Source organism: Helicobacter pylori, assembly GCF_014497725.1.
In the GTDB taxonomy this organism is placed as follows: domain Bacteria; phylum Campylobacterota; class Campylobacteria; order Campylobacterales; family Helicobacteraceae; genus Helicobacter; species Helicobacter pylori_DE.
The window spans coordinates 21189-41204 of sequence record NZ_JACTGF010000002.1 but is presented as its reverse complement, the minus strand read 5'-3'; the positions used below and the strand labels follow the sequence as shown (position 1 = coordinate 41204).

At 39.1% G+C, this 20016-nt stretch carries 17 protein-coding genes; 11 read left to right on the top strand and 6 right to left on the bottom strand.

Translation table 11 applies throughout. From position 1 onward, the window contains the following. Nucleotides 1–196 precede the first annotated feature (196 nt). On the bottom strand, nucleotides 197–529 hold the full coding sequence (locus H7N69_RS02155; protein ID WP_033583843.1) for a hypothetical protein: 333 nt from the start codon (nucleotides 527–529) through the stop codon (nucleotides 197–199). 124 nt (nucleotides 530–653) lie between these two features. After that, nucleotides 654–2624, bottom strand: coding sequence for an NAD-dependent DNA ligase LigA (gene ligA, locus H7N69_RS02150; RefSeq protein ID WP_187884660.1), 1971 nt, complete (start codon nucleotides 2622–2624; stop codon nucleotides 654–656). 72 nt (nucleotides 2625–2696) lie between these two features. On the opposite strand from ligA, the gene H7N69_RS02145 reads away from it, so the two are divergent. Genes H7N69_RS02145 through ppa form a run of 7 tightly spaced genes read left to right on the top strand, consistent with a single transcriptional unit; the run spans nucleotide 2697 to nucleotide 9005 of the window. Beyond that, a complete protein-coding gene (locus tag H7N69_RS02145) occupies nucleotides 2697–3638 on the top strand; it encodes a chemotaxis protein CheW (RefSeq protein ID WP_187884659.1) in 942 nt (313 codons plus the stop codon). 34 nt (nucleotides 3639–3672) lie between these two features. After that, nucleotides 3673–5406, top strand: a complete 1734-nt coding sequence (gene aspS / locus H7N69_RS02140) for an aspartate--tRNA ligase (RefSeq protein ID WP_187884658.1) — start codon at nucleotides 3673–3675, stop codon at nucleotides 5404–5406. 16 nt (nucleotides 5407–5422) lie between these two features. After that, nucleotides 5423–5998, top strand: coding sequence for an adenylate kinase (locus H7N69_RS02135; RefSeq protein ID WP_000811249.1), 576 nt, complete (start codon nucleotides 5423–5425; stop codon nucleotides 5996–5998). Nucleotides 5999–6022: 24 nt separating this feature from the next. After that, a complete protein-coding gene (locus H7N69_RS02130; protein WP_187884657.1) occupies nucleotides 6023–7021 on the top strand; it encodes a glycosyltransferase family 25 protein in 999 nt (332 codons plus the stop codon). A gap of 39 nt (nucleotides 7022–7060) precedes the next feature. Beyond that, complete coding sequence (locus H7N69_RS02125; RefSeq protein ID WP_097683619.1) at nucleotides 7061–7603, top strand: glycosyltransferase family 25 protein; 543 nt, start codon at nucleotides 7061–7063, stop codon at nucleotides 7601–7603. Beyond that, entirely contained in the window at nucleotides 7545–8432 is an 888-nt protein-coding gene (locus tag H7N69_RS07850; RefSeq protein ID WP_232260171.1) for a glycosyltransferase family 25 protein, read from the top strand. Before H7N69_RS02125 ends, H7N69_RS07850 begins: the two co-directional genes overlap by 59 nt. A gap of 51 nt (nucleotides 8433–8483) precedes the next feature. Continuing rightward, entirely contained in the window at nucleotides 8484–9005 is a 522-nt protein-coding gene (gene ppa / locus H7N69_RS02115) for an inorganic diphosphatase (RefSeq protein ID WP_001046997.1), read from the top strand. Nucleotides 9006–9157: 152 nt separating this feature from the next. On the opposite strand, the gene H7N69_RS02110 is transcribed toward ppa, so the two are convergent. Genes H7N69_RS02110 through H7N69_RS02095 form a run of 4 tightly spaced genes read right to left on the bottom strand, consistent with a single transcriptional unit; the run spans nucleotide 9158 to nucleotide 14247 of the window. Continuing rightward, nucleotides 9158–11416 carry an endonuclease MutS2 gene (locus tag H7N69_RS02110; protein WP_187884656.1) on the bottom strand — a complete coding sequence of 753 codons (2259 nt, stop codon included), beginning with the start codon at nucleotides 11414–11416 and terminating at the stop codon, nucleotides 9158–9160. Beyond that, complete coding sequence (locus tag H7N69_RS02105; RefSeq protein WP_000500506.1) at nucleotides 11416–11778, bottom strand: hypothetical protein; 363 nt, start codon at nucleotides 11776–11778, stop codon at nucleotides 11416–11418. The genes H7N69_RS02110 and H7N69_RS02105 overlap by 1 nt, the downstream gene beginning before the upstream one ends. Next, nucleotides 11778–13127: a UDP-N-acetylmuramate--L-alanine ligase gene (gene murC / locus H7N69_RS02100; protein ID WP_187884655.1), complete on the bottom strand. Its 1350-nt coding sequence runs from the start codon at nucleotides 13125–13127 to the stop codon at nucleotides 11778–11780. Before murC ends, H7N69_RS02105 begins: the two co-directional genes overlap by 1 nt. Further along, nucleotides 13120–14247, bottom strand: coding sequence for a succinyldiaminopimelate transaminase (locus H7N69_RS02095; protein ID WP_187884654.1), 1128 nt, complete (start codon nucleotides 14245–14247; stop codon nucleotides 13120–13122). The genes murC and H7N69_RS02095 overlap by 8 nt, the downstream gene beginning before the upstream one ends. 119 nt (nucleotides 14248–14366) lie before the next feature. Between H7N69_RS02095 and ispG the strand changes: the two genes are divergently transcribed. From ispG to H7N69_RS02075, 4 genes are all read left to right on the top strand, one after another. After that, nucleotides 14367–15446: a flavodoxin-dependent (E)-4-hydroxy-3-methylbut-2-enyl-diphosphate synthase gene (gene ispG / locus H7N69_RS02090; RefSeq protein WP_000892453.1), complete on the top strand. Its 1080-nt coding sequence runs from the start codon at nucleotides 14367–14369 to the stop codon at nucleotides 15444–15446. 2 nt (nucleotides 15447–15448) lie between these two features. Beyond that, complete coding sequence (locus H7N69_RS02085; protein ID WP_187884653.1) at nucleotides 15449–16654, top strand: 2,3,4,5-tetrahydropyridine-2,6-carboxylate N-succinyltransferase; 1206 nt, start codon at nucleotides 15449–15451, stop codon at nucleotides 16652–16654. An 11-nt stretch (nucleotides 16655–16665) separates the two neighbouring features. Further along, nucleotides 16666–17724 (top strand): tetratricopeptide repeat protein, encoded by a 1059-nt coding sequence (locus H7N69_RS02080; RefSeq protein WP_187884652.1) that lies wholly within the window; start codon nucleotides 16666–16668, stop codon nucleotides 17722–17724. Between the two features lie 230 nt (nucleotides 17725–17954). Then, the gene (locus H7N69_RS02075) at nucleotides 17955–20003 is read left to right on the top strand and encodes a DUF262 domain-containing protein (protein WP_187884651.1); all 2049 of its coding nucleotides are present in this window, start codon (nucleotides 17955–17957) and stop codon (nucleotides 20001–20003) included. The last annotated feature ends 13 nt before the right edge of the window (nucleotides 20004–20016 follow it).

Genomic DNA, 20016 nt, shown 5'->3' with positions numbered 1-20016 from the left:
TGTTAAAATAAGCTAAAAGCGTTACTGACAGACACGATTTAAGCGAGTGGAACGATTTTAAAAAGCATTTCAACTCTAAAAATAGACAAAGTCAAGGCTTTAAATAAGAAGGACCCTAAAAAGCTAGAGAAACGGAGCTTTTGATTTCTTATTATCAAAACCCTAAATATCCTCTCGTTTTTTGCCTGCTATTGGTTTATGGGTGTTTTAGCATATAAAACTCCAACGCTTTTTCAAAGAGAAGCGATCGATTAGGAAAACCTTTCTCTTTCATGTATTCATCCACTTTAGCCATAAAACTGGGCGAAAGCAAAACGCTGTGATTGATTCTTCGCTCTTTACTTGTTTTTTCTTCGTATTCTATCTCTTCTATTTCGGCTAACAAGCTCGGCGAAAGCGAAACGTTAAAACTGCTCCTTCGTTCGCTGCTCACCTTTATTTCTGCTTCTAACTCGGCTAATTCGGTTAGCAACCTTTTGCGTTTGGCTTGTAAAGCCTGAACGGTTGTGTGCACTTTATGGTGTTCCATCATTGCTCCTTAAAATGTCTTTATTTTTCGCATTCTACTATAAAATAGGATTTTGTGAGTAAATTCATTAAGAATGAAAATTGGAATTTTTCTTTAGAATTTAACCGGGTATTTGATTTTAATTTTAATCCAATTCCTTAAGGCGTTTTAACAATTCTTCTTCATTCAAAACGCTCACGCCATGTTTTTGTGCTAGAGCGAGTTTTGAGCCGGCGTTTTCTCCAACGATTAAAAAATCGGTTTTAGTGCTCACGCTTGAAGCAATTTTTGCCCCTAAATTTTCTAACATTTGAGCGTATTCTTGCCGTGGTTTAGAAAGCGTGCCGGTTAAAACAATCGTTTTATTGCTGAAAACAGAAGAGCTTTTTTGCTTTTCTTCAGCCGTATCGCTACTTTTAGGGTTTAACAATTCAAATAACGATCGGATAAATTCCTGATTGCTCGCATAAAAATTGACTAAAGAGCGTGCCATTTCCACCCCAAAGCCTTCCATTTCCAAAAACTCGGCTTCGCTTTTTTCTAACACGTTTAAGCCGTATTTGGCTAGCGTTTTACTCGCTCCTTTACCAATATGCTCAATCCCTAAAGCGTTGATCAAACGCCATAAGGGAGGGTTTTTGCTCTTTTGGATAGCGTCTAACAGATTTTGAGCTTTTTTGATTTTGAATTTGTCTAGCCGCATTAAATCTTCCAATTTTAAAGCATACAAATCCAGGGCGTTAAAAATGAGTTTTTCTTCAAAAAGTTGCTCTATGACTTTATCGCCCAAGCCTTGAATGTTTAAAGCGTCTTTAGAAGCGAAATGAATCAAGCTTTCTTTTAATCTTGCCGGGCAATTAAGGTTTTGACAATAAGTAAAAATCTCTTCGCATAAAAGCTCATGCGAACATATAGGGCAAACTTTGGGGCGTTCAATTTTATGTTGCGAGCCGTCTCTATAAGATTCTAAAGGTTTGATGATTTTAGGGATCACATCGCCGCTTCTAATGACGACCACTTTATCATTGAGCATGATATTCTTTTTTTCAATTTCAGAATAATTGTGTAAGGTCGCTCTATTAATCATAGCTCCAGCGATTTCTACAGGCTCTAAGAGAGCGACTGGTGTGATCGCCCCGCTGCGCCCCACTTGGTTGATGACTCCTACAATTTTGGTGTGTTTTTCTAGAGCCGGGAATTTATAAGCGCAAGCGAATTTAGGGGATTTTTGCGTGTAGCCTAGCTCCTTTTGAATACCCAATTCATCCACAACGATCACCATGCCGTCTAAAAGGGCGAAAAAGCTCTCCCTTTCTCTAATTAGGGTGTGGTAATTTTCTTCTATTTCTTGGTGGTTTTTGTTCAAGCTTAAGTATTGAATAGCGCTAAAACCCAGTGAAACAATAAAATCCAAACATTCCTTAAAGCTTAGGAAATTCAAAGAATGCTTGCCCACGCCCCAAGGGATGAATTGCAATTTGCGCTTTTTAGTGATTTTACTATCAAGCTGTCTTAAACTCCCTGATGCGGCATTTCTAGGGTTAGCGAATAGGGGTTCGTTAGCGTTTAGGCGCTCTTTGTTTAAAGCGTCAAAATCGGTTTTAGCAATGATCACCTCGCCCCTGATTTCTATTCCTCCACTATAAGCGATAAAATGGGGGATATTAGCGATGTGTTTGGCGTTTGTAGTAACGAGTTCTCCTTCTAATCCGTTACCCCTAGTGGTCGCCTTTATTAGCTTGCCATGGTGATACAAAAGATTGAGTGAAACCCCATCAAGTTTGGGCGAACACACGAACGAAGCGCTAGGATAAACTTTTAAAATGCGTTGCAACCACGCTTGCAATTCACTTTGATTGAACACATCATCTAAGCTCCACATCCGCATTAAATGGGGGTTTTTACTGAACTCATTGGTGGCAGTAGCCCCCACTTTTTGGGTAGGGGAGTTAGCCTGAATGCGATTAGGGTTTTCTTCTTCATAAGCTTTTAATTCTTGGTAAAGTTCATCATAGACTGCATCGCTTACGATTGACTCATCAAGGTTGTAATAATGGTGCGATAGGGTGTTTAAATATTCAATTCTTTCTAAATACTCTTTTTGGCTTTTTATCATTAAAAACCTTTTAAACTAAATTAGGGTAGTATTATAACATTTAATCTTTGATAGGGCTTTAGGGGAAAATAGGTGGTAAGAGACATTGACAAAACGACTTCGTTGCACTTAAACAACGAAGCGCAATTTCTGTGCTTTAGATTAGATGCAGAAAAAGACGCCCAACTTTATGGCATGAATATTTTTAAGATCCGAGAAATTATCCATTATGATGGGGAGATTACAGAGATTCTTGGAGGGAGCGATGGCGTGATGCTTGGGTTTCTTAGCGTTAGGGGCGAATCCATTCCTTTAGTGGATGTGAAAAGGTGGTTGCATTATAACGCCAATGATCCGAGTCGTGATTTAAAAGAATACAGCGTTAAAGATGACCATAATTTGGTGATCGTGTGCCATTTTTCTAACCATTCCATCGCTCTAAAGGTTTTAAAAATTGAAAGGATTATTCATAAAAATTGGAATGAGATTAGCGCCGGGGACAAACAAGGCATTAATGAAGAGGGTAAGCTTAGCGCTATCGCTCGTTTTGATGAACAACGAGTGGTGCAGATCTTAGATGTGGAAAAAATGGTAAGCGATGTTTTCCCTAGCTTGAAGGATTTAGACGATTTGACTTTGCGTTGCATAGAAGCCATTCAAAGCCAAAAACTCATTTTAATCGCTGAAGATTCTTTAAGCGCTCTTAAAACCCTAGAAAAGATCGTTCAAACTTTAGAATTGCGTTATTTAGCCTTTCCAAACGGAAAGGAATTATTGGATTATTTGTATGAAAAAGAACATTACCAACAAGTCGGCGTGGTCATTACGGATTTAGAAATGCCTAACATTTCAGGGTTTGAAGTGTTAAAAACCATTAAAGCTGATCATAGAACTGAGCATCTTCCTGTGATTATCAATTCGTCTATGAGCAGCGATTCTAACCGCCAATTAGCCCAATCTTTAGAAGCGGATGGTTTTGTGGTAAAATCTAACATTCTTGAAATCCATGAAATGCTTAAAAAAACGCTTTCATAAATTTAATTTTTGTTTTAATTTAAAGGGATAAAACATGCGAAGTCATTTTTGCACAGAAATTAGTGAAAAAGATGTGGGTAAAATCATCAAAGTGGCCGGGTGGTGTAACACTTATAGAGACCATGGAGGCGTGGTTTTTATTGATTTAAGGGATAAAAGCGGTTTAGTGCAATTAGTCTGTGATCCTAGCTCTAAGGCTTATGAAAAGGCTTTAGAAGTCAGGAGCGAATTTGTGCTAGTGGCTAAAGGAAGAGTGCGTTTAAGGGGTGCTGGGCTAGAAAACCTTAAACTAAAGACCGGTAAAATTGAAATCGTTTTAGAAGAGTTAGTCATTGAAAATAAAAGCGCTACCCCACCGATTGAAATTGGCAACAAACATGTGAATGAGGATTTGCGCTTGAAATACCGCTATTTGGATTTGCGCTCTCCTAATTCTTATGAAATCTTTAAATTGCGCAGCGAAGTGGCTTTAATTACTCGTAACACTCTAGCCCAAAAGGGTTTTTTAGAGATTGAAACCCCTATTTTGTCTAAAACCACGCCTGAGGGGGCTAGGGATTATTTAGTGCCAAGCAGGGTGCATGAGGGCGAATTTTTTGCGCTCCCCCAAAGCCCGCAATTGTTCAAACAGCTCTTAATGGTGGGGGGAATGGACAGGTATTTTCAAATCGCTCGTTGCTTTAGAGATGAAGATTTGAGGGCGGACAGGCAGCCGGAATTCACGCAAATTGATGCGGAAATGAGCTTTTGTAGTGAAAATGATGTGATGGGCGTGGTGGAAGATTTGTTGCAAGAGATTTTTAAAGCGATTGGGCATACTATTTCTAAACCTTTTAAACGCATGCCTTATAAGGAAGCGATGGAAAATTATGGGAGCGATAAGCCGGATTTACGCTTTGAATTGCCTTTAATAGAAGTGGGGGATTGCTTTATGGACAGCTCAAACGCTATTTTTTCTAATATCGCAAAAGATCCTAAAAACAAACGCATCAAAGCTTTGAACGTTAAGGGGGCTGATGTCATTTTTAGCCGCAGCGTTTTAAAAGAATTAGAAGAATTTGTGCGCCAGTTTGGGGCTCAAGGCTTAGCGTATTTGCAGATTAAAGAAGATGGGATTAAAGGGCCTTTAGTTAAATTTTTGAGCGAAAAGGGGCTTAAGAATATTTTAGAAAGGACTGATGCGCAAGTTGGGGATATTGTCTTTTTTGGAGCGGGAGATAAAAAAATCGTGTTAGACTACATGGGACGCTTGCGCTTGAAGGTGGCTGAAACGCTTGATTTGATTGATAAAGACGCTTTGAATTTCTTATGGGTAGTCCATTTCCCCATGTTTGAAAAAACCGAAAACGGCTATCATGCTGCACACCACCCTTTTACGATGCCTAAAAATATAGAATGCGAAGACATAGAAGAGATTGAGGCGCATGCGTATGATGTGGTGCTTAATGGCGTGGAGCTTGGTGGGGGGAGCATAAGGATTCATAAAGAAGAAATGCAAAAAAAAGTCTTTGAAAAAATCAATATCAACGAAGAAGAAGCGCAAAAGAAATTTGGCTTTTTGCTAGAAGCGTTAAAGTTTGGCGCTCCTCCTCATGGGGGCTTTGCGATAGGCTTTGATCGCTTGATCATGCTAATGACTAAATCCAATAGCATTAGAGACGTGATCGCTTTCCCTAAAACGCAAAAAGCTTCATGCTTATTGACTGATGCACCTAGCCCCATTAATGAAGAGCAGCTAAGAGAATTACACATTCGTTTAAGAAAATAATTTAAAAGGATATGATATGAAACAACTATTTTTGATTATTGGAGCCCCAGGGAGTGGTAAAACCACTGACGCAGAGCTTATCGCTAAGAATAACAGCGAAACAATCGCTCATTTTTCTACTGGGGATTTACTCAGGGCTGAGAGCGCTAAAAAGACCGAGCGAGGCTTATTGATTGAGAAATTCACTTCTCAAGGCGAATTAGTGCCTTTAGAAATTGTGGTAGAAACGATCCTTTCAGCGATTAAAAGTTCTAGTAAAGGGATCATTTTAATTGATGGCTATCCTAGGAGCGTGGAACAAATGCAGGCTTTGGATAAGGAATTGAACGCTCAAAACGAAGTGATCTTAAAAAGCGTGATTGAAGTAGAAGTGAGTGAAAACACCGCTAAAGAAAGGGTTTTAGGGCGCTCTAGGGGGGCTGATGATAATGAAAGGGTGTTTCATAACCGCATGCGGGTGTTTTTAGATCCCTTAGCTGAAATCCAAAACTTCTACAAGAATAAGAAGGTGTATAAAGCGATCAATGGGGAGAGGAGTATTGAAGAAATCGTGAATGAAATGCAAAAATATATTTTGTCTTTTGCGAATTAAAATGCGTTCCAAAGAGAATGATCTGTGATTGGTGTCTATATCATTTCTTTAAAAGAAAGTCAAAGGCGTTTGGATACTGAAAAACTCGTTTTAGAATCCAATGAAAAGTTTAAAGGCCGTTGCGTTTTTCAGATCTTTGACGCTATTAGCCCTAAACACGAAGATTTTGAAAAATTACTTCAAGAGCTTTATGACGCTCAAAGTTTATTGCAATCTGATTGGTATCATTCTTATGTTGGCGCTGGTTTGACTTTGCCTGAATTAGGGTGCTATTTAAGCCATTATCTTTTGTGGAAAGAATGCGTCAAATTAAACCAACCGGTCGTCATTTTAGAAGATGATGTAGCCTTAGAGTCTAATTTCATGCAAGCTTTAGAAGATTGCTTGAAAAGCCCTTTTGATTTTGTGAGACTCTATGGGTGCTATTGGTATTACCACGAGACAAAATTCCATGTTTTACCCAAAGAATTTGTATTTCCTCCCTTTGATTATCCTTTTAAAAATAACCCTATTTTAGAAAAATTTAAAAAATTTTTTGATGTTTCTAGATTTTTAAATCTTTCTACCCATAAAGTCATCCACTATATTCTCAAAAAAATACAAAAAAGCTATTACGCAACGCATGAAAAAGAAGCCTTTTTTTTAGAGCATTTTTACCTCACCAGCGTGTATGTGGCTTCTACAGCCGGTTATTACTTAACCCCTAAGAGCGCTAAAACTTTTATAGAAGCCACGGAGCGTTTTAAAATCATAGAGCCGGTGGATATGTTTATGGATAATTCTGCTTATCATGATGTGGCGAATCTGACTTATGTGCCTTGCCCTGTTTCTTTAAGCGAGCATTCTTTAGACAGCACCATTCAAAAGCCCCAAAAAAAGAGCTTGAAATCTTGCCCCTTTCCGCCTAAAAAATCAACTTTTAAGAATCTTTTTTATTATAGCTTGAATGCCAAAAAACGCTTGAATGCCTTTCAACAATACAGCAAACAATACGCTCCTTTAAAAACCCCTAAAGAGGTTTAAAAAGAAATTTTATGGTAGAATGCATATTCAGGAGTTCATTTGACACAAGTTTATATCATTTCTTTAAAAGAAAGTCAAAGGCGTTTGGGCACTGAAAAACTCGTTTTAGAATCCAATGAAAAATTTAAAGGCCGTTGTGTTTTTCAAATCTTTGACGCTATTAGCCCCAAACATCAAGATTTTGAAAAATTTATTCAAGAGCTTTATGATTCTTCAAGTTTGTTAAAATCCGATTGGTTCCATTCTGATTATTGTTATCAAGAATTATTGCCCCAAGAATTTGGATGCTATTTAAGCCATTATCTTTTATGGAAAGAATGCGTTAAATTAAACCAACCGGTCGTTATTTTAGAAGATGATGTAGCGTTAGAGTCTAATTTCATGCAAGCCCTAGAAGATTGCTTGAAAAGCCCTTTTGATTTTGTGAGACTCTATGGGCATTATTGGGGAGGCCATAAAACCAATTTGCACTCTCTCCCTATCTATACAGAAACTGAAGCACCTGAAGCGCCTATTGAAAATTATGAAGTTACCCCCCCCCCCCAATTCCGCACAAGATGTGCAACAAGACTCTATTATTGAAACGCAACAAGACCCTAAAGGACTATCTGAGCCTTGCAAAATAGCGCCCCAAAAAATCTCTTTTAACCAAGTGGTTTTTAAAAAAATTAAAAGAAAGCTCAACCACTTCATTGGAAATATTTTAGCTCGGACAGAAGTGTATAAGAAACTCACAGGAAAATACGATGAACTCACAGGAAAATACGATGAACTCACAGGAAAATACGATGAACTCACAGGAAAATACGATGAACTCACAGGAAAATACGATGAACTCACAGGAAAATACGATGAACTCACAGGAAAATACGATGAACTCACAGGAAAATACGATGAACTCACAGGAAAATACGATGAACTCACAGGAAAATACGATGAACTCACAGGAAAATACGAATCCTTATTGGCAAAAGAGGTAAACATCAAAGAGACTTTTTGGGAATCTCGCGCTGATAGTGAAAAAGAAGCCTTTTTTTTAGAGCATTTTTACCTCACCAGCGTGTATGTGGCCACTACGGCAGGCTACTACCTCACGCCTAAGGGCGCTAAAACCTTTATAGAAGCCACAGAGCGTTTTAAAATCATAGAGCCGGTGGATATGTTTATGAACAACCCCACTTACCATGATGTGGCTAATTTTACCTATTTGCCCTGCCCTATTTCTTTAAACAAGCATGCTTTCAATAGCACCATTCAAAATGCAAAAAAGCCTGACATTTCATTAAAACCCCCTAGAAAATCCTATTTTGATAATCTTTTTTATCATAAATTCAACGCTCAAAAGTGCTTAAAAGCCTTTCACAAATACAGCAGACGATACGCTCCTTTAAAAACCCCTAAAGAAGTTTAAAAAGGGCGGGCTTTATGTTAGAATAAGTCTTTTTATTCAAAGGAGATTGCAATGAATTTAGACCAATTAGAAGTGAGCCATGACGCTGATTCTTTGTGCGTGGTGATTGAAATATCCAAGCATTCTAATATCAAGTATGAATTGGATAAAGAAAGCGGGGCTTTAATGGTGGATAGGGTGCTTTATGGGGCGCAAAATTACCCCGCAAATTACGGCTTTGTGCCTAACACTTTAGGATCTGATGGCGACCCTGTAGATGCACTGGTTTTAAGCGATGTGGCTTTTCAAGCCGGAAGCGTGGTGAAAGCGCGCTTGGTTGGGGTGTTGAACATGGAAGATGAAAGCGGAATGGATGAAAAACTAATCGCTCTACCCATAGATAAGATTGATCCCACGCATTCCTATGTCAAGGATATTGATGATTTATCCAAACACACTTTAGATAAAATCAAACATTTTTTTGAAACTTACAAGGATTTAGAGCCTAATAAATGGGTGAAAGTCAAGGGGTTTGAAAACAAAGAGAGCGCGATTAAGGTTTTAGAAAAAGCCATAAAAGCCTATCAAGGCTAAAGATTTTAAGGGTTTTGGCTCAATTAAGCGATAAAAACCCTTTTTAACGCTCTTTTAAAAAGGCTTTGTTCTTATTGGGTGTTGGTGTGAAATGGCTTTATAGTTTAAAGCGGATTTTTATATTAATCCCCCCCATAAAAAAGCACCAAAAACTACAATTTAACGATTTTAACCCCACTGCTGCCTAAATTAATGGGAGCGTCGCTAAAGCTCACCACTTTGGGGTGGTTTTTTAGAAATTCTTTCACGAACTTTTCTAAAATCCCGCTCCCTTTGCCGTGGCAAATAAGCACTTCTTCAAAACCCCCTAAAAGCGCATCGTTTAAAAAAGCGTCTAGTAAATCTAGGGCTTCTTCGCTGCGTTGCCCCCTTAAATCAAGGCGCAAGCTCGCTTCTTTAGGTTTGGGGATGGTTGTTTTAGGGAGTTTGAATTTGTTTTTAGAGGGTTTTTGGATTTGTTTCAACCAACTCCCATGCGCTTTCAAACGCATGCCAAGCTCGGTTTCTACCAAATAATAGCCCTTGTCTAAAATTTGTATAACCATCACGCTTTCATTTTTATAACGCGCTTTTTCGTTAATTTGAAAGCTTGTTATGATTTGTGGGATCTCTTGGTCTGTCTTATGCTTGTTTAAAATCTCGCTCGCCTTATGGATTTCTTTATGCATGGAACTGGTATCTTTTGAAGCGACTTCGCTTTTTAAGATGTTTAAGGCTTGCTGGTAGGATTTTTCCAATTCTAATTTTTTATGGTGAAAGATTTCTTTTTGTTTTTCCATTTCTAAAAGCCATGCGTTTTTTAAATCTTCTTGCTCTTTTAAAGCGTTCTCTAAGCTTTCATTTTTTTGCTTCAATTCCCTTTCTAACGCGCTGGAATTTTCAATCAAAATGTTCAATTTTTCCTTATCTTCGCCATAGAAGGCTTTCGCTTTTTCAATTAAAAAATGCGGCACGCCATAGCGCAAAGCGGTTTCAAACGCATAGCTTTTGCCAATAACCCCTTTTAAAAAAGTGTAAGTGGGCCGTTCTTTTTCCTCATCATAAAGAGCGGCCAGTAATTCCACTTCCTTGTTTTCTGCCATCAACACGCTCAAGCGTTTGTGGTGCGTGGTGATAATGATTTGGTTGTTTTGTTTGAGCAATTTTTCCAACAGGGTTTTATACAAACTGCTCGCTTCATCAGCATCAGTCCCTAGCTCAATTTCATCAACGCCTAAAAGCATGTTTTCTTTGGATAAAAGAGCGCTAAATTGCTTCATTCTGCCTGCAAAAGTAGAAATATTGTTCGCGCTGTTTTGGGGGTCGTTGATAATGGCGTGGATTTCTTTAAAATAGGGGATAATGGAATGATGGGCGTTGATTTTCATAGGAATGAGATGCTTGCTTAAAAAAGCCGCGCTTAAAAGCGATTTTAAGAGCATCGTTTTCCCGCCCGCATTCACGCCGGTAACAGCGAGCATGGATTTTTCAAATTTCAAATTTAAGGGCTTTGGCTCTTTTAAAATGGGGTGTGAAAAGTTTTCTAAAATCATTTTTTTTTGCGTAAAACTTGGCATGACAAATTCTAAATTGTAGGCTTTAGCGAAATTGAGCCTGGCTTGCAAGCTGTCTAAAAAATCAAATTCTTTAAAAAGGAATTTTAAAAATAAAAGGTGTTTTTGCAAGCTACGGCTTAGAGTTTGACACATTTCAACAATGCAGCAATCTATTTCATTACCAATTTGCGCGATTTTTTGCGCGATTTTTTGGGCGATTTCAGGCAAGAGGTAGAAATAGCCATTAGCGCTCCTTTCTAGCACAACGCCTTTAATCGCGCTAGAAAACCCGCTTTTTAATAAAAGGCATTCATAGCCATGCTTAAGGTGGCTTTGCGTATCCACTAAATAAGGAGCAAGCTCTTTAGAGTGGGCGTAATGATGAATGATTTTTGTGCTCTCTTTTTTAAGGCGGTTCAAACTTTCATTCAAAGCGTCTAGGGTAGCGTTCGCCCCTTGTTTGATTTTCCCTTCATCATCCAATAAAGCGATTAGATCATTAAAAAAAGGGGGCAGGACAATAGCGTTAAGGCGTTCATGAAATTTTAAATGCGTGAAAGTTTTAAAAGCGTTTTGTAAAACGACAATGTAGCGCAATCGTTTGACAATCTCAAAAATTTCATCTAAATGGAGCGTCCCTAATTTGGTGAGTTTGATAACAATGAGATCGCTTTCTTTCACGCTTTTAGGGGCGATCAAACCGATCGAATCCACTTCAGTTAGATAAGTGAAAGCCTGTTTGAGATCGTTTTCTAAAGCAATAGTATCTCTTTCTTTGGCAAAAAAGGTTTTAAAAAGAGCGATAAACTCTTTTAAATCCAGGCTTTCTTCTAGAGGTTTGGGTAGGGTATTATTACTATTATTATTATTCATCATTAGGGTTGGATTAAGGGATCTTTTTGGAGCGTCTGACAAGAATCCAAATCCACAAGAACGTCTTTCATAGGGGTTTGTTTTTTGCCTAAAAAGCTCAAAGTCCCGCTCACTAAATTAAAGGTTTGGTTATTCACTTTAATGCCTTTACACAACAAAGTTTCCCCCCTTAAAAACGCTCTTTGCAAAGCGATTTCTTGTTGGTTTTGTTGGTTTTGTTTGTAAGTATAAACGCTGATGCTTGCCCCTATAATCCCCACGATTAAAAAAGCTAAAATCTTTTGTTTAGGGCTAACTAAACCAAAATCCCTTAACACTAAAAACAATAAAATCAGCGTTAAAAATAAAACAACCGCTGCACCCATTACATTTCGCCTCTCAATTGATAGGTAATATCCCCCGCTCCAAAGCCTATCACAAAGCCTTTTTCAATCGTTTCTACCACATTATTATTGACTAACAGCTCTAAAAAATCCCCTTTTTTACGCACCCTGTCTATAAAGGTGGGGTTATAATGCTTAAAATGGGCTTTCAAATCAATGTCTCTTTTAACTTCACTCGCGCTATAAACGGGTAGGATAATCAATCTGTCGCAATGCTCTAAAAAACATTTTTTAAACTCTTCTAAATTATCCATTAAGCGAGAGTATTTGTGCGCTTGCCAGATCACTACAATCTTTTCTTGCGTGTTCAATAAGTTAGCATAAATCCTAGCGCTTTTTAAAGTGGCGCTGATTTCAGTAGGGTGGTGGGCGTAATCATCAATGAGAATGAGATCGTTTTTTTGCAAAATATCAAAGCGTTTTTTAATGCCTTTAAAATTCAATAAATTATTTCTAATTTCTTCTAAATCCAATTCATCTAAAGCACTTAAAATGGCCAAACTCGCATTCGTGGCGTTATGTTCGCCTAACCCCCACACCAAAAAAGCCCCCAAATTTTTCAATTCAAACGAAGTGTAAGGCTCGCCGTCTTTTAAAATGTATTGGATATTATAAATGTCTTTTTTTTCTAAAACAATGGCGTCTTTAGAATAGTTTTTTAAAAAAGGATCTTCTTTATAAATCACTCTTTTTTGAGCATGGTCTAAAAAATATTTATAAGCGGAGAAAAAGCGTTCTAAATCGTGATCATAATGCTCCAAATGTTCTGGCTCTGTGTTAGGCACAATCGCGCAAAAAGGGTTGGAAAATAAAAAACTTGAATCGCTCTCATCGGCTTCAAAAACCAAGCTATCATTCGCGCTCTCTCGCACATTGGAATCAAACTCTTTAGAATGCGCCCCAATAATCGCTCCAAAAGCGGGGCAAATCGCGCTCAACATGGCCGTGATACTGCTTTTTCCATGAGCCCCGCACACGCTAAAAACGCGCTTGTCTTTAAGGATAGAATACAAAGCGTCTTTACGAGACAAAATAGGGATTCCTAGTTCCTTAGCCCTTTGTATTTCGGTATTGTCTTCTTTGATAATGGCTGAATGGATAATGACATCTTGATTATTGATCGCTTTTGGATCATGCGGGATATTAATTTCTACGCCTAAAGCTTTCAAATACTTAACGCTAGGGCTTATGGCAATATCAGATCCGCTGATCTTAGTCCCTTGCGCTTTAAGGTATTTGGCTAAGCCTGAAATACCAATCCCCCCTATACCGATAAAATGGATCTTGCAATCTTGTAAGTTTTTGAGTAAAACTTTTGGGGTTTCAAGCATGGTTTTCTCGGTAAGCTTCTATGATTTCTAAAGGCTTTTCTAAAAGGGGAGTGTCATAGACAAGGGCTAAACGCACATAGTCAGTGCCGATATGGTTACGCCCTAAATACAAAGCCGGTAAAGTAATAATGCCTTCGTTTTGATAAAGCGTTTTGGCAAAATTTTCGCCGTTTTGAACGGGCAGATACGCATAAAAACTATAAGGATAAATGAGCGTGTTTTTAAAGATTTTTCGCGCTAGTTTCAAATTATTCGCATAAATATTGCGGAAAAATTCTGCATGAGTATCATCTAGCCAAGCGATTTCACTAGCCTTTTGGATCGCATTAGCGCTCGTATAGCCTAAATAGGTGCGAAACGCTTTGTATTTTTCTAAAAGGCTGCTATCCCCAGCGATAAAACCACTCCTTAGCCCTGGAGCGCTGGAGCGTTTGGAGAGCGAATGGATAACCAAAACATTTTTAAACGCTTCATTACCAGCTAGCATGCAAGCTTCTAAAAGCGAAGGGGGAGGCGTATTTTCATAAATTTCACTATAACATTCATCATTGATTAAAATAAAATCATGCTTTAAAGCGAGTCTGACCCAAGCGATCAGCTCTTCTAAAGAAAGGGTTCTTCCGGTGGGGTTGTTAGGGGAATTTAAAATCACTAAATCCACTTCTTGCAACTCTTTTTCATTCAAGCTTGGCGTGAAATCATTTTCTTTAGTTAAGGGCATTAAAAGGCTTTTGGCTCTAGCGAATTGGGCCGATCCTTCATAGATTTGATAAAAGGGGTTAGGGTAGGCGATAGTGGGGTTTGGATAATCAAATAAAACAAAACTAGGGAAATTGAACAACACTTCCCTAGATCCTAGCGTGGAAACTAATTCGTTTTCTTTCAATTCTACCTTAAAACGGCGTTTAAAAAAACCTCTTTGAGCCTCTCTCAAACCCTCTTCAAACGCGCTTTTAGGGTAGATATTGAGCGAATGAGCATGCTGTTTGAGAGCGTCTTGAATGAATTTAGGCGTTTCAAATCGCGGCTCGCCGATGCCTAAATCTAGCCCCCTTTTTTTAGGGGTGATTTCTTTAAACAAGGCTCTTAATCGTTCAAAAGGATAAGGCTCAAAGGTCATAGGGCTACTTTAATCTTAAAATGGAATAGTTAATCTTACCTAAAATTTAAGCGTTATGGTGTGAAACCACTAAGAAAGAGTATAATAGCGAGTGAGAATTTAACTGATGAAGAGGTTTAATGCTAGAAAACAGAGTGAAGACCAAGCAAATTTTTATCGGTGGCGTGGCCATAGGGGGTGATGCTCCCATAAGCACGCAAAGCATGACCTTTAGTAAAACCGCTGATATTGAAAGCACTAAAAATCAAATTGACCGACTCAAGCTCGCCGGGGCTGATTTAGTGAGGGTGGCGGTGAGTAATGAAAAGGACGCCCTAGCCTTAAAAGAATTGAAAAAAGTGTCCCCTTTGCCCTTAATCGCTGATATTCATTTCCATTATAAATTCGCTCTCATTGCCGCTCAAAGCGTGGATGCGATCAGGATTAACCCCGGAAACATCGGCTCTAAAGACAAAATCAAAGCGGTGGTTGATGCTTGCAAAGAAAAAAATATTCCTATAAGAATTGGCGTGAATGCCGGGAGTTTAGAAAAGCAGTTTGATCAAAAATACGGACCCACCCCAAAAGGCATGGTAGAAAGCGCTTTGTATAACGCCAAACTTTTAGAAGATTTGGATTTTACTGATTTTAAGATTTCTTTAAAAGCGAGCGATGTGATGCGCACCATAGAAGCTTACAGAATGCTACGCCCTCTTGTGATCTATCCTTTCCATTTGGGGGTTACTGAAGCGGGTAATCTTTTTAGCTCCAGTATCAAATCCGCCATGGCTTTAGGGGGGCTTTTAATGGAGGGCATTGGGGATACGATGCGCGTATCCATTACAGGGGAATTAGAAAATGAAATCAAAGTGGCTAGAGCGATTTTGCGCCATAGCGGGCGGTTGAAAGAAGGGATTAATTTGATTTCTTGCCCCACTTGCGGGCGCATTGAGGCCAATTTAGTGGATATGGCGAGCAAGGTAGAAAAACGCCTAAGCCACATTAAAACCCCTTTAGACATTAGCGTGATGGGTTGCGTGGTGAATGCTTTAGGTGAAGCCAAGCATGCAGACATGGCGATCGCTTTTGGGAATCGCAGCGGTTTGATCATTAAAGAGGGTAAAGTCATTCACAAACTGGCTGAAAAGGATTTGTTTGAAACTTTTGTGATAGAAGTGGAAAATTTAGCTAAAGAAAGAGAAAAAAGTTTAAAGGATTAGGCATGATCAATAAGTTTAAAAATTTTGTGAGCAACTACCAGCAATCCAGTTGTTATAGAGAGCCTTTAGGTTTTGGCATTGCTAGAGTGGATATTGCCCCTATTTCCAAAAAGATTTTATGCGCCACTTATCCTGTTTTGAACTGGAAAGATGAAAATCTAGGCTCTTATGCAGTGTTTTGCAACTCGCTTTCTAAAGAAAAAATCCTAAAAAGAAGCGCGAGCGAGTGCGTCATTGAGATTGATGAAAGTTTTGTGTTAAAAGCGCTAGAGTTTTATACGCCCTTTTTGAATGAAGCCTATTCTAATAAAATGGCTCATAAAAACATCCAAGTGGTTTTAGAGCTTTTAAAGGCTTTAGAAGAAAATCGTTTGAAAAATAATAATGGGGAGTCTCTTTATCGCTTGGTGATCTTGTATGAAGATAAGCCTTGCGAGAGCGTGGAGAGCGCGTATATGAAACTTTTAGCGCTCTCTTTAGGTAAAGCCCCTTTGAGGAGTTTGAATTTAGAGGGCATTTTTAACCAGCTTTCTAATGCGGCTTGGAGTGGCAACAAGCCTTATGAATTAGAATGGCTTAGAACGAACGAAGTGGCTTTAAAAATGCGAGGCCATTTCCCTAGCATTGATTTTATAGATAAATTCCCGCGCTATTTGATGCAATTAATCCCTGAGTTTGACAATATCCGCTTACTGGATAGCTCAAAAACGCGCTTTGGGGCGTATTTAGGGACCGGAGGTTATACCCAAATGCCCGGGGCGAGTTATGTGAATTTTAACGCAGGGGCTATGGGAGTGTGCATGAATGAGGGGCGTATTTCTTCATCAGTGGTGGTGGGAGCAGGCACTGATATTGGTGGGGGAGCGAGCGTTTTAGGTGTTTTAAGCGGAGGGAATAACAACCCTATTAGCATCGGGAAAAATTGTTTGCTAGGGGCTAATAGCGTTACCGGAATTAGTTTAGGCGATGGCTGTATTGTGGATGCAGGCGTTGCCATACTAGCTGGGAGCGTGATAGAAATTGAAGAAAATGAGTTTAAAAAGCTTTTAGAAGTGAATAGTGCTTTAGAAAAACATGCCAACAACCTTTACAAAGGCAAAGAGCTTTCCGGAAAAAATGGCGTGCATTTTCGTTCCAATAGTCAAAATGGCAAGCTGATCGCTTTTAGGAGCGTGAAAAAAATTGAGTTGAATCAAAACCTGCATTAAGGATTAAAAAAATGCTCAAAAGAAGTTTGTTATTGCTTGTTTTTTTAATCTTACAGCTTAGCGGCGCTGAAGAAAACAATCAAGCCCCAAAAAACACGCCCCCCGAATTAAACCCCGCTAACGCCAAGGGCACGCCAAACCCTAACACCCAAATCACCCCTAAAAACGATAACTCCAATCTATTAGACAAATTGGGATCGCCTGAAAACGCTCAAACCGAGCTTTCTGCCGGTATTGATTTGGCTAAAAAGGGCGATTATCAAGGGGCTTTCAAGCTTTTTTCCCAATCGTGCGATAACGGCAATGCGGCCGGGTGTTTTGCAGTGGGAGCGATGTATGCTAATGGGGTAGGGATCCAAACCAACAGACTAAAAGCCGCTCGCTATTATGAAATGGGTTGCAGTGGGGGCGATGCGACCGCTTGCGCGAATTTAGCTCAAATGTATGAAAACAAGAAAAACGCTGATTCAAACGACAAAGAAAACGCCTTGCAATTGTATGCGGTGGCTTGTCAAGGGGGGGATATGCTCGCATGCAATAATTTGGGGTGGATGTTTGCTAATGGGAGTGGGGTCCCAAAAGATTATTACAAAGCGATAAGTTATTATAAATTTTCATGCGAAAATGGGAATGATATGGGGTGCTACAATCTGGGCTTGATGTCTAATGTGAATAATATTTATGGCATTGATAAAGCACAACTCAGTCAAGTGGATTTGAATTATTTGGCTTGTAACGCTGGGGATATGATGGGGTGCGCGAATTTAGGCTGGATTTATGCGAATGGGGATTTAGGGGCTCCTTTGAATAACCACTACGCGGCGAAGTATTTTCAAATGGCATGCGATGGGGGGATTTTGGGGAGCTGTAACAATTTAGGCGTGTTGTATCAAAAAGGCTTAGGCGTGCCTCAAGACGATCAAAGGGCTTTGGATTTATTCTCGTATGCATGCGATAATGGTTTTGAGTCAAGCTGTCGTAATTACGGGAATTTCAAAGAGCATTTATTGCGCGTGAACCCTAATTACGGGCGCTTGTTCATGCCATACAATTCTTATGAGATACCCTAGTAATAGCAATTTTTTAAGAGAATAGGGGGTATTTTGAAACCATTCTCGCTCCCATTAACTTAACCCCCTAAAGATCGCATTTTTAAGAGATTACTACTTGCTTTGTGCAAGCTCTTTTATCTTTTTTTAGATAAATTCAGCCGCAAATTGCGGTTTTTTCAAAAATTTAAGCTCCTTTTTTTTTGATTTAATACTCGGTGTGATTTTAATCTTATTTAAAAGGAAAAGCGATGAAAGCGACAGAAAGCACCATTAACGACTTTTTTGCCTTAACAGGCACGATATTTTCTATCCCTGTATACCAGAGGAACTACACTTGGGAAGAAGAAAATTGTAAAAAATTACTGCAAGATATTATCAGTATCTCTCAAAATAAAAAAACGCATTTCATGGGTTCTATCACTTATATTTTGCATTTTTTTGATGATGAAAAGAGCTTAAGGAAACTGCAAGAATTTGTCATCATTGACGGGCAGCAAAGGGTTACCACTCTCATGCTTTTGCTTAAAGCCATAGAGACCAAGATACCAAATGAAGAGATAAAAAAAGAGATTGACGGACTGCTCAATCTTTCGGGACAAAAGCTGCGCTTAAAGCCTATTAAAAGCGACAAAGAAGCCTTTGATCTGGTCATGCAAAATCGATCGCATGAAATACAGGGCTTATCACACATCAAGAATAATTATAAATTTTTCACCAAAGAGCTTGACAATTATATCAGCAAAGGGTATCGCATAGAAGAGATTTATGGTACGTTTTTGCGGCTCAAAATCGTAGCCATAGGCTTAGAGTTGGGCGAAGACGATCCGCAAGTGGTGTTTGAAAGCATTAACGCTACCGGCGTGCAATTAAAAGGGCTGGATCTCATCCGCAACTATCTGATGATGGGGGAAAATTCTGACAGACAGAAACACCTTTATGAGACTTATTGGGTTCCTTTAGAAGATTGGCTTGGCGAAAGGGATTTGAATGATTTCATTCTAACCTATTTGAGAATCTATTTTGAAGATAAATTTAAAGAGGGAGGGCGTGAAGTGTATTACACGCTAAAAGCCCACCACAGAGACAATTTCTCTGATGATATACAAGGTCTTATGAGCGATATGCGTGAGTATGGCAGAATCTATCAAATCTTTTTAGACAGAGATCATTATTTTTTAGAGCGTGGGGACCCACAGCAGTTAGCGAATTTACGCCTGCACATTAAAGATCTTATGAAAATCAAATTTGGCGTGGCAAAGCCCTTTATTTTGCGTTGCGCTAGAGATTTTGAAGAAGGCAAATTGGATTATGAAAACTTCTGCGAAATCTTGCAAATCCTTATCAGCTACTTCGTGCGCCGAAGTGTGTGCGGGGATCCTACCGGTGCGCTTAACAAAGTTCTTTATCCTTTATACAGACAGCTAGGGGAAGATGTTTCAGCCGATGTGCTCAAGCACTATCTGGGTAAGAGCGTTGGTCAAGCGGCGTTCCCTAATGATGATCGAATTAAAGCGGCGTTTCTTGTGCGTAACGCTTATGCAGCGAATCAAGTGTGCAAATTCATTTTGCTTGAGATAGAAAAGCTAAGCAACGCTGAACCGCCAAGAGAAGAAAATCTAGAAGTGGAGCATTTCTACCCCAAAACCCCCACCCAAGAATGGCGCGATAGGGTGGGGGATTATTTCACTTTTGAGCAAGACTACCTTAATAATTTTGGGAATCTAACCTTATCAGGGCAAAATCAAAGGCTTGGCAACAAATCTTACGAGGCAAAAATTGCGCTTATGGAAGAATACAGCTCCTTGCATTTAAACGGCTATTTCATCAATAACACCCATTCTTGGGGGATAGAGGAAGTGAAGGCCAGGAGCGAATATTTAGCGGATCGATTTTGTCAAGTGGGATTGTTTAAAGATTTGCCTAAAGAATACCGCGCAAGAGAGATTAGTAAAACCCTTGATGATGACTTAACTAAACATAATCTTCAAAGCGTTAAGCTCCCCAATGGCCAAAGGAAACCAGTAAGAAACGCTAAGGAATTGGCTAGCGCTGTCATAGACTACTTGCTAGAAAACGCCAGAGAAGCCTTTGAAAGCTACACAGACGATGAATTTCAAAAATATATTTGTTGGGATAAAGCAAAAGCGCAACTAAGGGATAGAGATGGCACTTTGGTTGTGCCTTTTGAAAAATACGGATTCTACTTTGTGAGCAATGCGAGTTATCAAACTACAGGCAGTAATCTTAAAGATCTCATCTTAGGCTGCGATCTCAATCCCAGAGACTTTATGGTGTAACAAACAAGCCCCA